We start from the raw sequence: 15,577 nt of genomic DNA, 5'->3' as shown, positions 1-15,577 counted from the left end.
GTGATCATGTTATTCTAACGTGATGGAAGTTATGTACAAAACATGGAATCTATGCACAATGATAATGTTCTTTTGAAAACAGAAAATTATATGAATGTAAAAAAGTTCGAAGATCTTAAAGTCTGGCAATTAGCAAACAAACTGTCGCTGGAGGTATCGCAGCTCGTTAAGACTTTTCCAGGTAATGAGAAGTATGATCTCGCGAGTCAAATGCACCGTTCAGCTCGCAGTGTGCCGTCTGAGATTAGCGAAGGTTTCTACAGATTTCATTTTAATGATAAACTTACATTCTATGAACGTGCACGTGCTTCTCTTGGTGAATTGCGCAATCACTTTGGTGATGCATTAGCTCATAAGTACATAGATATAAAACAACACCGGCATTTCAAAATAAAGATGCAAGAAATCGGATATTTGTTAAATAGAATGATGACAAATGTTCGTAAAGCACGGGATAAAAATGATACTCAAGCGGTATAGATTAATCCTTTGGTTCGATTCCATCGTGCAGCGATCACTTCCAATGCGAAGCATTAGCTTCCAACCTTCCGTGGTTAACTTCCATTCCGTAGGAATATCTTTATTTCCGAAGGAATAATCATGCTTTCCGCCGTCAAGCTTCTCGAGGCTCACAACGTTTACACCACGGCGATGAATGTCGCGATGAAGGTCTTTGAGCTCACGCCGCATTTGCCCCATAACGATCCCCGCCGCATCACCGAGGAAATGATTTATTATTCAAGCTTGGTCTGCCATAACATGCTCGATGCCTGGCAGAACCGCACGAACCATCCGGTGTTCATGGATAAGCTCAATTCCGCGTCCCTCGATGCGGCGGAAACTCAGAAACGGATACAAGCGGCGGTCGATGCCAAATATATAAAACCGGAAACAGCCCTCACCATATCGAAATCCTACGATGAACTGATCGAGAAAATCTCGGGCATGCTGAGCAAACCGTCGGAGTTAGTACAGTGAAACAAGCAGAGATGCAGAGCTGAAGGGATGAAGTGAAGACCGTAGCGGCCAGAACTTGCTCTGCAAAAAAATATCCCTCGCTTTTTCCTCTCCCTAGGCAGGGAGAGGGTCGGGGTGAGGGTTAAGATAAAGATGTGGTTGGCAGAAAAGAAAAAAAATACTTAATAAATTTCGCTATCCGTTAATAACATCAATTACTCAATTACCTAATAGCTTAATCACATAAATGCTGTTAAAGGAGGAGGGTAACACCATGACAAAAGATCTTTTCACTGTAATAATATCGGCACTGCTGTTGTTTTCGTCCTGCGCTGTCTTTTCCCGCTCCACTTCCGGTTTGGTCGAAGTCGGATCGGTTTACGGGTTCGTGACCAATGAAAGTTATGATCCGGTTGAAAACGCCGAGGTTCGGATCGCTGGGGATATCGCTCAGCAATACTCATGTTATACTAACCGCGCCGGATACTTTCAGGTCGCTGATATTGAACCGGGATCATACACTCTGCTTATAACCAAAGCCGGATACGCGCCTTTTAACGTCAAAGTAAATATCGAAGGCGGTAAGAAGTTCGAGCAGCGTGTGATGTTGAAAAACGAGGAATCGGCGCGGGGAAAAATATCTGGGATCGTTGCCGACTATATGACGAATGCACCGCTGGTCGTCGACATTTCTTTCCTCAAGGGCACTGAGCCCGTCCGCGCGGCATCCGACGATTCTTTGGGTTATTTCGAATTCAACGACCTGGAACCGGGCATTTATCTGCTTAAGTTCGAAACTATTGATTACACGCCCAGCGTGTCCGAGGTTGTAGTCGAACCGAACAAAGATTCAGAGGTCATGATGCGCATGCTCAAGATCAACACGACGATCACCCTGTACGGCGTGGAATTCGAATTCGGCAGCGCCCGGCTCAAGCTCGATCCCGAGTCAAAGACCGTGCCGGCGCTGGACGAGGCGGCCGCGCTGCTGACCAACCACCCCGAACTCGAGGTGGAGATCCAGGGGCATACCGATAACGTGGGGTCGGAAACATACAACCTTGAATTGTCGCAGAAAAGAGCCGAGGCGGTGCGGGATTACCTCATCGATATTCACATGATCGAGCCGGTGCGGATGATCGCGCGGGGCCGCGGCGAATCAAAGCCCGTTGCTGGCAACGATACCGAAGCGGACCGCGCGAAAAACCGCCGCGTCGATTTCATAATTTTGAAATAACCCCCTCTCCCTTACCCTCCCCCTCGAGGGGGGAGGAGAAAGGTGGGGGTGATGCTTCTCTGGTTTCTCCAGTGTTTTTCCTTTCTCTGGTTTAAGCTAAAAAGACTAAAAAGACTAAAAGACCAAAAGACTATGTTTATTTTATTCTTACTGACTTTTGATTCCTTCTATTTCATCCACTACTCTGACCCGCAGATCGGGCGCAATGCCTATGCTGTGCCGCATTGTTCCCTGGCAATAGCCCAGATCAGTGCGATGTCGCCTTTACCCGGGTTCGTGATCGTCTGCGGTGATATGGCGAACAACCCCGAGAACCAAACCCTGGTCCAGCAGCAGTGGCATACCTGCGATTCGCTGTTCGATCTCCTGCCGGTACCGGTGGGAAAATATTACGCGCCGGGTAACAATGATGTCGGTTACGAGGATGAGGGATGCTGGACGCCGGGCCAGCTTTTATTATATCGCGGGTTTTGGGGGCCCGATTATTATTCTTTCGACAATAATAGCGCCGATTCGTGCCATTTCATCGCCTTAAACTCCACGCTGCTCGATACCTATTCGGGTCACGCGTGCTATGACCCATATTCGCTCGAGCAGGATTCCTTTCTGCGTGCCGACCTTGCGGCGGTCGCCGGGTCGCCCCAAAAATACAAACACCTCTTTTTCTTCCATCACTTTCCCCTGTACGTGTCATCGCCCGGCGAGGGGAACAGCCATTCGTCAGTGGACCGGCCGCGGCGCGACACCTTGTTGTTCGATCTTGTTGATTACGATTTTTCCGCGGTCTTTGCCGGCCATTTACACGGCGATCTCCAGTTTTTATACGGTCCGTCGCTGCTCCAGACCGGCCTCGCGACCTGCGAAACGAACATCGGTTTGTGCGGGTACCGGGTGGTCAAGGTTTTTTCAAACGGCATCGAAACCTTTACGGTCTGGCTGCAAAGCCCCCTGGACACGGTGCCCATGGTCAATATCGTCGGCGCGTCCGTCGATCCCGAAACCCTGCAGGCAGGGGAGACGGCGTATTTCGACTGCCTTGTCGATTCTTTCAATTTTCCGGACTGGCGCTCTTTATCGTACGCCTGGGATTTCGGCGACAGCAGCGCGTCAGGGCAGGCAAATATTACGCATAGCTACGCTGACACGGGTCATTACCGCGTGGTTTTCCGGGCATATAATAACCCTCGTCTTTGCGCCCAGTATAAATTCGATATCGTCGTGCGTTCCACCCAAATCGCTGAGAACGAAGCGCAAACCGCGGTCCGTGATCTGAATTCCGTTATTCGCTTTTATTCGTCTTCTATCATTCGCCCTAATTCGCATTTATCATTCGAATTGCATTCGTCCGTTCATTCGTTAAGCGCCGTATTATATTCCGCTGACGGTCGTTGCGTGACTGATCTGGAACCGTTCGGATCAAACAAATGCGTTCAGAATCTGTCAATGCCGGCATGGCTCGCGCCCGGAATTTATTTCCTATTGTTTAAATACCAGACTATTGAAAACCATGGATCCAGTTCGCCCCGGCAGGCGGTATTTAAGCTCATCATCCTATGATTGTTGCGTAGAATGTCATTGCGAGCAATCTTTGTTTTTGTCATCCTGGGTAACCCGCCCTCCTCTGTCATCCTGAGTAACCCGCAGGGTTGCGAAGGATCGGAGATTCTTCGTCCGCTCCGCCATTCTCAGCGTCCTCCGAATGACAAGGAAATCGGGGTCATTCCCGTCCCTTTTGTCATTCCCGCGACAGCGGGAATCCAAAGGGGTAAACTGCGGCGGGAATCCAGCTTGTATTCCTGGACTCCTGTTTACACGGGAGTGACGAAAATCATTTGCTGTGATTCGTTTTATTCGTTCCATTAATTACCGCATTTTATGAAAAAAATATGGATTAAGATATGTTCGGTCTCTGATTCGGAAAGCACGAACGATACCTACTATTCCAATATGGGCAGCCGCGAAAGGTTGGCGACCATGCGGTTTTTAAGAGATGTTTTTTCGGACTACAAAAAAATAAAACGAGGAAAGGCAAAATTTCAAAAAGATTATGAAGATCTATTAAAACTTTTAAACCGCCATGGCGTTAAGTACTGTATCGTTGGCGCCTACGCGTTGGCCTTTTATGCGCGGCCGCGTTTCACGAAAGACCTGGATATCATGGTCGGGTCAGATCCAGTGAATGCCGCTAAGGTTGTCAAGGCATTGAACGATTTCGGATTTAGCTGTCTGAAACTACAAGCCAGGGACTTTATGCATAAAGGCAGGATCGTACAGCTGGGCTATGAACCAGTACGGGTCGATATCCTAACGTCCATTGATGGCTGCGAATTCAATGAAGTGTGGCGCAGTAAGAAAACAGGCACTTACGGCCGGCAGCGGGCATATTTTATCGGGTTGAATTCATTGATCAAAAATAAAAAAGCGTCTAACCGATTGCAGGATAAGGCGGACCTTGAAATGCTCACGCGGATCAGAGCCCGTATCAAGGAAAGACGCCGGCAATAAAATAATTATCCTGAATGGGACGATACAAACGCTCTCTCTGACTTTTGAGTGCCGGTTGCACCTATAAGAATTATAATGAAAACCGGCGAAACGAACCTAACGATCCAAACGAAAACAATGCTTGATTCCGCCTTAAATATATGTATAATAACACAATAACATGAAAATAATTATAAAATGCAAATCTATCGGCAAGATCCGCGCCGTATTATCCGATGAAAATCCCAAAACGGCAAAGGAATTTTACGACGCCCTGCCGCTATCGGGCAGGACCTATGTCTGGGGCGAAGAGATCTACTTCCCCTTGCCCGTTAAAGAAATAAAAGCGGAAAATGCCAGGGAAGTCGTGAAAAAAGGCGAGATCGCCATCTGGATCGAAAATCCTTCATTCTGTATTTTCTTCGGCAAGACACCGATGAGCAAGGGCAAGGAGATCAGGGCTTATAGCGTGGTCAACGTTATCGGCAAGATCTCCGGCAATCCCGACGTCTTTCAAAAGGTAAGACGCAACGAAGAGATCACGGTCAGCCGGGTCGAAGCCGAACCGGACGCAATAGAATAACCATAGAAAATAATCATCTTTTTAGTTTCTCTGGTCTTTTTCGTCTATTTAGTTAAAACCAAAAGCCCACAAAAACCAAATGTTTGTCATCCTGAACGCATTTTTCTGTTATCCTGACCCTGAACAACGCGAAGGTGAAGGATCTCAGATTCTTCCCTTCGACTCACGCTCAGGGTAAACTTACTGCCAAACCCTAAGAATGGCAAAAAGGGATCTCAAAAAACAATAACCGATGAAAATCATCACCTATCCGGAAAAAAAGGAAGTAATACAAGCCTTGCACGGCCAGTTTTTCAAAAGCATGATCAAGGCGGTGGTTGACGTGGAACGTGAATTATTGGCGATCGATGCCGAACTGCATGCTGATCTGGAGAACATGCTTTTATCTGAAAGGAACAGCGATCAGAAAGATCTCTGGGGCGTAAACCTCTTCCTGGACAAGCCCAAAGAGGAGTGGATCGAGTTCACCGCCCTGATCAACATCCGTCCGTCAATGAACAACCGTTCCATGGAAGTCGAAGATCCGGGTATGAGGGCTAAGGTCCGCGCCATCGTCGAAAAGCTGATCCAGGAATGACCCAGCACTTTCTTAAACGAAGATGTACTACGTTTACATATTAAAAAGTTTGAAAAGAGATAAACAATGGCTCTATATCGGGTATACATAACTATGATTATCTATGAAAGTGCTGGGTTTCTGTCATTGCGAGTGTTCTTTGTGCGCAACCTTAAAGACTCAACCCTCACCTTATTCCTCTCCTTTAAAGGCAACATCAAAATATTGAACATCAAAAATAACTGGTGTCCCTGTGGGAGAGAGAGCCTGCCCCGTACATGATACGGGGGCAGCGGTGAGGGATAACCGGTGTCCCCGTGGGGCAATCTCAGCTGTTATTCGTTACATGCGCTATCATTCGATCCATTCGCAGTAAATGTATCCCTTAAAATATCATCCCGGTCTTGCCCAGCGCTGGCATAGATTTACGCAGGATCAACGGCTGCTTATGATCGCCAACGAACTAAACCGGGCAAAAAATCTCTTGCAGGACTCAAACGATCCGGTCGAAGCTGTCAACGCGATACAGCGCGCGTTCGAGCTTGTCGACCTGACTGTGGAAGGTGTTTCCGGAACCCTTCGTTTTGAACTCCTGCGCTTCCGTGAGGCGCTCGCGCAAGTTTACGTTGATATGACGCAAATAACAACGATGATCGCGGGCAGCGTCTGCATGGAACTGGTAAAATTAACCAGGATTCTGGTCTCGCTCGACAAAAACAGCTATGCGGTGTTATCATCTTGAACATAATGCAGGGTCTCAAAGACCTGCCTCTTTGCCCGTCATTGCGAGCGCTTTGTGTGTGCAGCATTACACGTTTTTTCCTCTCCCCTTGTGGCAACGTGGAAAAAATAAAGGAGTTACAATGAAAGGTGTCCCTGTGGGAGAGAGGGTAAGGGTGAGGGGAGATGTCATTGCGAGTATGCCGCGTGCGAAGCAATCTCATCTTTTTCTGCCTGCCCCGTTAGAAATGCAATTTCTAATGGGGTCATTCCCGCGCCTTTTGTCATTCCCGCGAAGGCGGGAATCCAAAGGGGTGAACTCCAACAGGAATCCAGTTCTTGTTTAGAATTTAGAATTTTGATATTGTTTATGTCTCATGCTGAGTTTCGACACGAAGCGGGATTTAGAGTTTAGAATTTAGGATTTAATAACCGAAACGAAAGGAGAAAAATGAGATCTATACATGCCACCCTTATTTTGGCCCTGTTCATCACTCTAGCATTTAGCCAGACGGTTTATAAGTCCGGCGATATCCGTCTCTCGCCGCGCCTTTTAAACTACCAGGGCTATCTGACCGATGATCTAAGCAACCCGATAAACGATTCATTTGACATATTATTCCGGGTCTACGATGCGTCGACGTCCGGCAACCTGCTTTGGTCCGAAACGCAGATGGAAGTGCCGATCCTGAAAGGGATCTTTAACGTTCTGTTGGGCAGCGTGAGCACGATACCGGATTCCGTGTTCACCAAAGGAGCGAACCGGTGGCTGGAACTGAGGTTTAACAGCCAGACTCTCGCGCCCCGCACGCAGATTGTGTCCGCGCCTTACGCTTATACCGCGACCTATTCGGATACCGCATTGTTCGCGCGCAATTCTGCGGCTGATAACGACTGGGCATTTCGTGTCACCGATACCGCGGATACCACGCTCCAGATGACAGGCACATGGGGTTTGGCGCGCGCCGGGAACATGCTATGGGGCAATGCCGACAGCACACACGTTAATTTCGGCGTCGCGTGCACAACCGGAGCAGCCGGTCTGGACAACAAATACTGCGTAGTCAGCGGCGGCGACGGCAACGCGTCGAGCGGCTGGTACGCCACCGTGGCTGGCGGCTGGATCAACAAAGCCATCGGTGGTTTCGCGGCAGTGGGCGGCGGTGAAGACAACTTTGCCGACGGCTGGTGCACGACCATCGCCGGCGGCTGCGACAATAGCGCCGCGAACGACGGCTCGGCCATCGGCGGGGGCCGTACAAACCAGGCCAACGGCCATTATGCGGCTGTAGGCGGCGGACGGAATAATATCTCCGGCGACGCGGCCGAAGATACCGGCGCCGTCGTGGCCGGAGGTTATAATAATTCCGTTACCGGCCGGTATGCGTTTGCCGGCGGTGGATACAGCAATATAGCCGGAGGCAGGTACGCGGTCGTGGCCGGCGGGGTAAGCAATGCCGCTGACTCAATAAATGCCGCAGTCGGGGGCGGGACGATGAATGTGGCCCGCGGCAATACCTGCGTGATCGCCGGTGGATATGGGAACAATATCTATGGCGCATACGCAGCTATCGGCGGCGGATTGTCCAATCAGGCTGACGGAAACAGGTCATCCGTGGGTGGTGGTGAAATGAATAGTGCCGGCGGTGATCATGCAGCCGTCAGCGGCGGGAATTGTAACACGGCTGGCGGAACTTACGCATTCGCAGGCGGCGGTGACGATAATATGGCGAATGGATATGGATCGACCGTGGGCGGCGGTGAAAACAACAAAGCCGGCGGAATGGACGCTGCCGTGTGCGGCGGGGCTTTGAATGAAGCTGGCGGTGATTGTGCCATTGTAGCGGGTGGCGTGTATGATTCAGCAAAAGCGGTTTACGGCTCGATACTGGGCGGTTACAGTAACAGGGCTGGAGTAGGTCCCTCAGATACCGCGGCCGTAGTCTGCGGCGGGTATGATAATAACGCGACCGGGAAATATTCATTCGTCGGCGGAGGGAGATCCTGTTTCGCCGCTAAAACGTACGCGACTGTTTGCGGAGGCTTAAATAACTGGGCAAATAATGCTGGTTCATTCGTGGGTGGAGGTTATTCAAATAACGCTGATAGTATGGCGTCATTCATAGGCGGTGGACGAAGCAATTATGCTTACGGTGATTACTCGGTCGTCACCGGCGGATGGTTTAACAATGTTACCGGTAATTTCGCGGTCGTGGGCGGGGGAAGCGAGGATACTGTAAAGGCGGTATACGGCGGCGTGCTATCCGGATATGGCAACCTCGTCGGCGATGCAGCCGAGGATACCGGCGCCGTGGTGGCCGGGGGATATGATAACTCAGCGAGCGCCAAATATGCATTTGTGGGCGGGGGAGATAACAACGCCGCTTGCAGCACGCACGCGACCGTGGGCGGAGGATATTCAAATGCTGCAAATGGCAATTATACGACCGTGGGCGGCGGATATGATAATCTGACTAGCGGAGAAGCTTCGAGCGTGAGTGGCGGAGCTGTCAACTGTGCCACCAGTTATTATGCAACAATCAGTGGCGGACAGAGCAATAATGCCACCGACTGGTGCGCGACAATAGGTGGCGGCCAAGCCAACGATGCCTCCGGTTCATACACATTTATCGGCGGTGGCTTAGCGAATACGGCCGGCGGCGGTTCAAGTGTGGCGGGCGGTGGAGAGCAAAATTCCGCTGCTGGATCATTTGCCACGGTACCTGGGGGGCGTTTGAATAATGCCGACGGCGCATATTCATTCGCGGCGGGACGCCGCGCTAAATCTTACAACCAGGGTTGTTTTGTCTGGGGCGACGCGACCGACGCGGATGTATCTGCCAGCGTGGATAACCGCTGGATCGCGCGCTGCAGCGGTGGAGTTTATTTCTATACTAACAGCGGCTTGACCAGCGGCGTATACGTCGCCGCCGGCGGCAACTCCTGGTCCGCGGTCAGTGACCGGAACATGAAAGAGAACTTCCAGCCCGTGGACGGCGATGAGATCCTCAACAATATCGAGCAGCTGCCGATCACGACCTGGAACTATAAGAGCCAGGATCCTTCGATCCGTCACATCGGTCCCATGGCGCAGGATTTTTCAAAATTCGGCGTGGGCGAGGACGACAAGCACATCACGACCATCGACGCCGACGGCATTGCCCTGGCCGCGATCCAGGAACTCATTAAGCAGAACAAGGCGCAGCAGGCCGAGATCGAACAGCTGAAAGCCCAGATCGCAAAACTGAGCGAAAAATAAATAAGCTATATAGTTTTTATGTGTGTCATCCTGACCCCGAACAGCCTGAAGGGGAAGAATCTCAAAAAGAAACTCAGGGTAAACTTACTTACCGTCCTCTGAATGACAATAGAATCACTGTCATTTCCGTCCCTTTTGTCATTCCCGCGAAAGCGGGAATCCAGTATTCGTTCCATGCGCACCAATAAATCAGGAGTATTTGTCATTCCATGAATCGTGTATCTTGTATTATGTGTCCGATGGTATTCCTATGTATTGCTTGCAGTGCTGCAAAATATACGTTACCGTATTATGATAAAATATGGCCCCCCTATGATTCCCTTAGATTCATAACCATCAGCGAGCGGGTGGGGGATACGATAGATTATAATGAAATGCAGCAATTTAAACTCTTTTCTAAAATGAAAGGTTGCGAATCTGCCATTTTTTACGGAGTGGAAAGATTCTGTTATTCAAGCTTCTGTAATTGGAAAGATACAATAGGTTATATCGTTGAAGTCACAACAACCGATGGCAAAAAATACCGTACATACGGCAGTGATTATACTCATGTTAAATTCCTACGCAAATATGTTGATGATTATGAAAAGATTGCACCAGTGCTAAAACAATATGAAAAAATATGGCATATCGTGGACTACGACGATGCTCTTGGTTTACCGATAACAAATGATGAAATAGATGGTTATATGTACGGTCACAATTACAATGCGACATTTTATGGATTGGCATGTTGCGGTATTTCTTGTATAACCGGATCATTGGCGATTATAAATATTTTCAACAACGACGCTTTGACAAAAGATAATGAAGCAGCGTATGCCTCAATGGGTATTGTCACCGGAATAGGTATATCGACTTTTGCTGGTTTTAGTTATGGCAAGAGATTTGACAGAGCTGAAATAGTCAAGGCCATCAAAGCTGGTCGTCGCTTAAAGCCGGTGGAGTAAAATGAACGTTCTTAACCATTCTTACGCTCCAAACGCTCTCAACGATACTAGCGATATTAACGATCTCAACGCTTTCCATTCGTATGATTCGCTATCATTCGTTCTCTTCGTTAATGTTCGTTAATGTATGAAACCAAAAAGACCAGACAGACCAAATAGACTAAAAAGACTAAAAAGACTAGAAAGACCAACTTGAAAGGAGCCATAATGAAATCAAAAATCACTTTATGCGTATGTATTGTTTGCCTGCTGGCCGTCACGGCCTTCGGTCAAACCATCAAGGTGAACGACATCCGCTTATCTCCAAGGTTACTCAACTACCAGGGCTATCTCACCGATACCCAGGGTAATCCGATCACCAATCCATCGGTATCCATGACCTTCGCGATCTTCGACGCGGCATCAGCAGGTAACCAGAAATGGTCGGAAAATCAAGCTTCTGTCGCTATCGATAAAGGAATATTCAACGTTCTTTTAGGCGGCGTGACGCCGGTCCCGGACAGCGTTTTTGTTAACAGCACCAGCCGTTATCTGCAATTGACCGTTGCCGGGCAAGTGCTGTCGCCGCGCACTCGGATCGTATCTTCGGCATATGCCTATACTTCGACTTATTCAGACACAGCGCAATTTGCGCGGAATTCGGCCCCGGACAACGACTGGACCCGGTCTGGCGGCAAGGTGTACACATTTAATGCGACCGACAGCGTTGGGATAAGGAACATAACTCCCCGTTATTCCCTGGACGTTAACGGGATCATATGCGGCGGAACCATGGATACGGTATATGGAAATTACGGCACGGTAGTAGGCGGATACGGCAATCTGTCCGATGGTAATCACGCGGCGATCCTGGGTGGTTATAATAACAGCGTGTACGCTGAACAATCGGTCGTCGGTGGGGGCCAAAACAACTATGTCTATGGCGTACAATGCGGCGTGTTCAGCGGGTATAGTAATTTAGCCGGCAACGACGAATTTGATACTTGTTCAGTCGTCGCCGGAGGCTACGGGAACATGATATACGGCGGGCATTCCTTTGTAGGGAGCGGGCAGCAGAACGCGGCCTATGGTTTCACCACCGCGGTTGTGAACGGATATCTGAATACCGCGAACGATCCCTTTACCGCGATCGTCAGCGGAGAAAGCAACCTGGCTTATGGTTATTATTCAGGTATCGGTTTCGGGTACGATAACCAGGTGGGCAACGATCCGTCCGATACAGCGAATGTGATCACGGGTGGATACGGGAACACTACGACAGGTAAATATTCTTTTATTGGAGGCGGGAGAAACAACCACGCCACCAATTACTATGCGGTCGTGGGCGGAGGGTTTGCTGATACGGCCGTTGGATCCTATGCGGTCGTAGGCGGCGGATATCACGGCGTCGCCGGCGGTTACTCATCGACCGTAAGCGGAGGGTTTGAAAATACCGCCACCAGTTCCTATTCGACCGTTTGCGGCGGATATCAGGACACTGCCAGCGGGGCTTACTCGGTCGTGGGCGGAGGCGTACAAAATACCGCCAGTGGCGGCTATGCGACCGTGGGCGGGGGGCGAAATAACACTGCCAGCGCGACATATGCGACCGTAGATGGAGGCTATGACAACCTGGCCAGCGGCAACTACGCGACCGTGGGTGGCGGATTATGCGATACCGCTAGAGCGTATTATAGCGGCGCCCTTTCAGGTTACCGCAACCGTGCTGGTACGGATATCAGTGACACCGCTGCCACCGTAGCTGGCGGCTTGAATAACCATGCAAACAGCAAATATTCCTATGTTGGCGGCGGCTTGAAGAACGTAGCTAATTCCTACTATACGACCGTGGCTGGTGGAGATAGCAACATGGCCAACTATGAACATGCGACCGTAGGCGGGGGTTATGGCAATACTGCCAGCGGTTATTATGCAACCGTAAGCGGTGGAGTGATCAACAAAGCGCTCGGTTATTGTGCAACCGTGGCTGGCGGGCAAAATGACAGTTCCATGGCGCTTTACAGTTTTACTGTCGGCTTAAACTCTACTGTTCCATCCGGAGACGACAATTCCGCTGCGTTCAATGGCCAGACTACTACTGCGGCGGGTCAGACCCGGGTCGGCATCTTAGCCAAAAACTCGGGCACGTTCACGATCGACCATCCTCTGGATCCGGAAAACAAGATACTGAACCACTACTTCGTGGAATCGCCGGAGATGGTAAATATTTACCGGGGTATCGCCGTGATCGGTGATGATGGCCGCTGCGCGGTCCACCTTCCGGATTATTATGACGCGCTCAATGAAAACCCCCAGATTCAGTTGACCGGCGTCGGGACTTATGAAGTATTCATCGCGCAGAACGTGAAAGATAATGGCTTTATCATCGGCGGCAAGCCAGGCGCCGAAGTCCATTGGACAGTGACCGGCGCGCGCAAAGATCAATCCGCCGAGATCACCAGGGTCCTCATGCCCGTGGAACAGCTCAAGACCGGCGGACTGGCCGGTCGTTCTTTGGACGACGAATTCCTGGTGGTCACGAAGGCCCAGCTTGAGCGCATGGGCAAGGCCGGCGGCTTCAAATTCCGCCACGCGTCTGAAGAAAACCGCTATAAGGAGATGATACGGATGTTGGAGCAAAACAACAAGTAGTATAATTTGTCATCCTGAACGCAGTGAAGAATCTGAGTTTTATGACAGATCCTTGTCATTCCCGCGAAAGCGGGAATCCAGTATTCTCTCCATGAATTCAGCACTTTCTTAATTGGTATGCATATACATATAAAGGCAGCCGTAATGAAAGTTATCAGTGAAAGTGCCGGGTCGTGCTATTCGTATATGTATCAAAGCGATCAAAAAAGACCGAAAATAAAAATTGGTTGAATAACCATGAATCGTGTATCATGTGCTGAAGTGTGCATACCGTTTGTTCGTAAAAGATCTTTATTAAAAACGGTGAATCGATCGTTATTAGGTATCCTGCTCTTTATCGCGTGTTCTGTCAAATACACGCTGCCTGACTATGATAATGTGCCGGACGCCAACCTTAAGCTCATTACCATAAGCAATAAAGTAGGGGATACCATAGATTCTCTGGAAAGAAATCAGTACCACCTCTTACCTAAAGCGGTAAATTTTTCATCCGCAAAGATCTATACGATATTTAGCGATACTACTGCTAAAGAAGCGGGCTATGTAGTTGAGATCATAACGACTGACAATAATAAATTCCGTGCTGTATATCACGATAATTATGGATCACGGATTCTCACTGATATGGTTGATAATTACGAAACATATAGTGCAAAAAGGGACAGCCTAATAAAACTGCGTAAAGTGTTGTATTTTAAAGACAGAGAGCCTGTTTTTGAAAAAATTAAAGATCCGCTTGAAGCAGAACGGCAAATCGTGGAATACGATGATTGCTTAGGGCTTCCCATTACCGCGCGAGAGGTTTTAAAATTCAAAAAAAACTCAAATTTTAATCGATATGCAGGAATCGGTTGTGTTTCTGGGTGCTTATTATACGCAACTGGATGTATAATAGGTTTCAGTTCAGACGGTTTTATGACCACGGGACTAAGTGTTACTGAATCGATTACTTCTAATAGCCTTATGGTTGCTGGACTTATTATTGGCGGACTTGCAGGCCCCAAACACGGCGATTGTATTGAAAAGCGCGAGATGATAAAAGCGATTAAGAAAGGCCGTCGGCTAAGGCTGGTGGAGTGAAAATGAACGCTATTAACACTCTCTCTGACTTTTGTGTACCGCTTCTACAATATATGGTTATTCCATAAAGCGGTGCAATTCGGAATGCTGTGTTTAAGAGTCTTGACTTATGAGTAAAAAAGATTATGATAAAATTATGAAGACGAAGAAAAGAATAATTGTGTCCGAACAAATTTGGAAAGAAGGAAAGATGTATACTGCCTATTGTCCTGAACTGGAAGTTGCCAGTTGCGGTAAAACCGTAGCTCAAGCACAGAAAAATCTGCGTGAAGCACTGGAAATATTTTTTGAAGAAACATCAAAGTTGGGTACTTTGAATGACCTGTTGGAAGAAGCCGGGTATGACCCGGCAGCAAAGGATGCGATTCTGATTCGCCGATGCGAAATTGTCGAATTCGAAACGCTGTCTTTGCCGATAAAGAGCAAGTAATACAAATACATAAATCCGAAGTCATTACCCAATTCTCAATTAAAGACAAAGAGGAATAACTTTGCCAAAAATAAACCCTATAAACTGGCGTCTATTAAGTAAGATTTTTGAGCTCTTCGGGTGTAAATTCGAACGGCAAAAAGGTGACCATATGGTTTATAGCCACCCCAGTGCCAGGCGACCCGTAATTATACCGAAATACGATGAGATACCAGTTTCTATCATACGGATAAATATGAAGACCGTGGGTATGATCCGTGAGCAATACTTTGAATTGCTAAAAAAGTGCTAAAGAATCCGGTGAGCTGCTCGCAATTTTCACGGCTTTCGGCAAAACTGCAAAGCGCAATCAAAAATGTCGTTAGCGTACTTCCATCACTGTAATCATATCTTATATCTCTGTAATCGATGACTTTTAGTCATAAATTCGAAATTCGCAATGCTTTTATCGTTCTGTCATTCTGAGTCCGCCATGGTTCTTGGCAGGCGAAGAATCTCAGGAAGCGGTTCATGGTAAACTATACGAAGGATCTAATGATTAACGATAATGACGATCTTAACACTATTAACGCACTCTCTGACTTTTGAGTACCGGTTGCACCTATAAGAATTATGATGAAAACCAGTGCACCGACTTATGTGTACTGTTTGTACCTTTAGGAATTTGAATGAAAACCAGTGCACCGACTT

14 protein-coding genes are annotated in these 15,577 nt (G+C 48.5%); all 14 read left to right on the top strand.

The window, feature by feature from the left end; genetic code table 11:
• Positions 1-42 precede the first annotated feature (42 nt).
• Positions 43-480 (top strand): four helix bundle protein, encoded by a 438-nt coding sequence (locus tag VF399_03260; GenBank protein ID HEX7319361.1) that lies wholly within the window; start codon positions 43-45, stop codon positions 478-480.
• Between the two features lie 120 nt (positions 481-600).
• Entirely contained in the window at positions 601-978 is a 378-nt protein-coding gene (locus tag VF399_03255) for a four helix bundle protein (GenBank protein HEX7319360.1), read from the top strand.
• A 253-nt stretch (positions 979-1,231) separates the two neighbouring features.
• A complete protein-coding gene (locus tag VF399_03250; GenBank protein HEX7319359.1) occupies positions 1,232-2,194 on the top strand; it encodes an OmpA family protein in 963 nt (320 codons plus the stop codon).
• A gap of 132 nt (positions 2,195-2,326) precedes the next feature.
• On the top strand, positions 2,327-3,751 hold the full coding sequence (locus VF399_03245) for a PKD domain-containing protein (GenBank protein ID HEX7319358.1): 1,425 nt from the start codon (positions 2,327-2,329) through the stop codon (positions 3,749-3,751).
• A 318-nt stretch (positions 3,752-4,069) separates the two neighbouring features.
• Positions 4,070-4,699 (top strand): hypothetical protein, encoded by a 630-nt coding sequence (locus VF399_03240; protein ID HEX7319357.1) that lies wholly within the window; start codon positions 4,070-4,072, stop codon positions 4,697-4,699.
• A gap of 160 nt (positions 4,700-4,859) precedes the next feature.
• Positions 4,860-5,261 (top strand): cyclophilin-like fold protein, encoded by a 402-nt coding sequence (locus tag VF399_03235; GenBank protein ID HEX7319356.1) that lies wholly within the window; start codon positions 4,860-4,862, stop codon positions 5,259-5,261.
• Positions 5,262-5,493: 232 nt separating this feature from the next.
• Positions 5,494-5,838: a DUF5674 family protein gene (locus tag VF399_03230; protein HEX7319355.1), complete on the top strand. Its 345-nt coding sequence runs from the start codon at positions 5,494-5,496 to the stop codon at positions 5,836-5,838.
• Positions 5,839-6,193: 355 nt separating this feature from the next.
• Positions 6,194-6,559: a hypothetical protein gene (locus VF399_03225; GenBank protein HEX7319354.1), complete on the top strand. Its 366-nt coding sequence runs from the start codon at positions 6,194-6,196 to the stop codon at positions 6,557-6,559.
• Between the two features lie 429 nt (positions 6,560-6,988).
• A complete protein-coding gene (locus VF399_03220) occupies positions 6,989-9,796 on the top strand; it encodes a tail fiber domain-containing protein (GenBank protein ID HEX7319353.1) in 2,808 nt (935 codons plus the stop codon).
• 209 nt (positions 9,797-10,005) lie between these two features.
• Positions 10,006-10,746 (top strand): hypothetical protein, encoded by a 741-nt coding sequence (locus tag VF399_03215; protein HEX7319352.1) that lies wholly within the window; start codon positions 10,006-10,008, stop codon positions 10,744-10,746.
• A gap of 207 nt (positions 10,747-10,953) precedes the next feature.
• The gene (locus VF399_03210; protein HEX7319351.1) at positions 10,954-13,377 is read left to right on the top strand and encodes a hypothetical protein; all 2,424 of its coding nucleotides are present in this window, start codon (positions 10,954-10,956) and stop codon (positions 13,375-13,377) included.
• 237 nt (positions 13,378-13,614) lie between these two features.
• Positions 13,615-14,457, top strand: a complete 843-nt coding sequence (locus VF399_03205) for a hypothetical protein (protein ID HEX7319350.1) — start codon at positions 13,615-13,617, stop codon at positions 14,455-14,457.
• Between the two features lie 136 nt (positions 14,458-14,593).
• Positions 14,594-14,887, top strand: a complete 294-nt coding sequence (locus VF399_03200) for a hypothetical protein (GenBank protein ID HEX7319349.1) — start codon at positions 14,594-14,596, stop codon at positions 14,885-14,887.
• A gap of 61 nt (positions 14,888-14,948) precedes the next feature.
• Positions 14,949-15,179, top strand: a complete 231-nt coding sequence (locus VF399_03195) for a type II toxin-antitoxin system HicA family toxin (protein ID HEX7319348.1) — start codon at positions 14,949-14,951, stop codon at positions 15,177-15,179.
• Positions 15,180-15,577: the final 398 nt, after the last annotated feature.

The organism is bacterium (assembly GCA_036382775.1).
In the GTDB taxonomy this organism is placed as follows: Bacteria; Hydrothermota; Tepidihabitantia; order SM23-42; family JAOAFX01; genus DASVHD01.
Note: the sequence above shows the minus strand (reverse complement) of the source record. Positions and strands in the feature narration are given on the sequence as shown.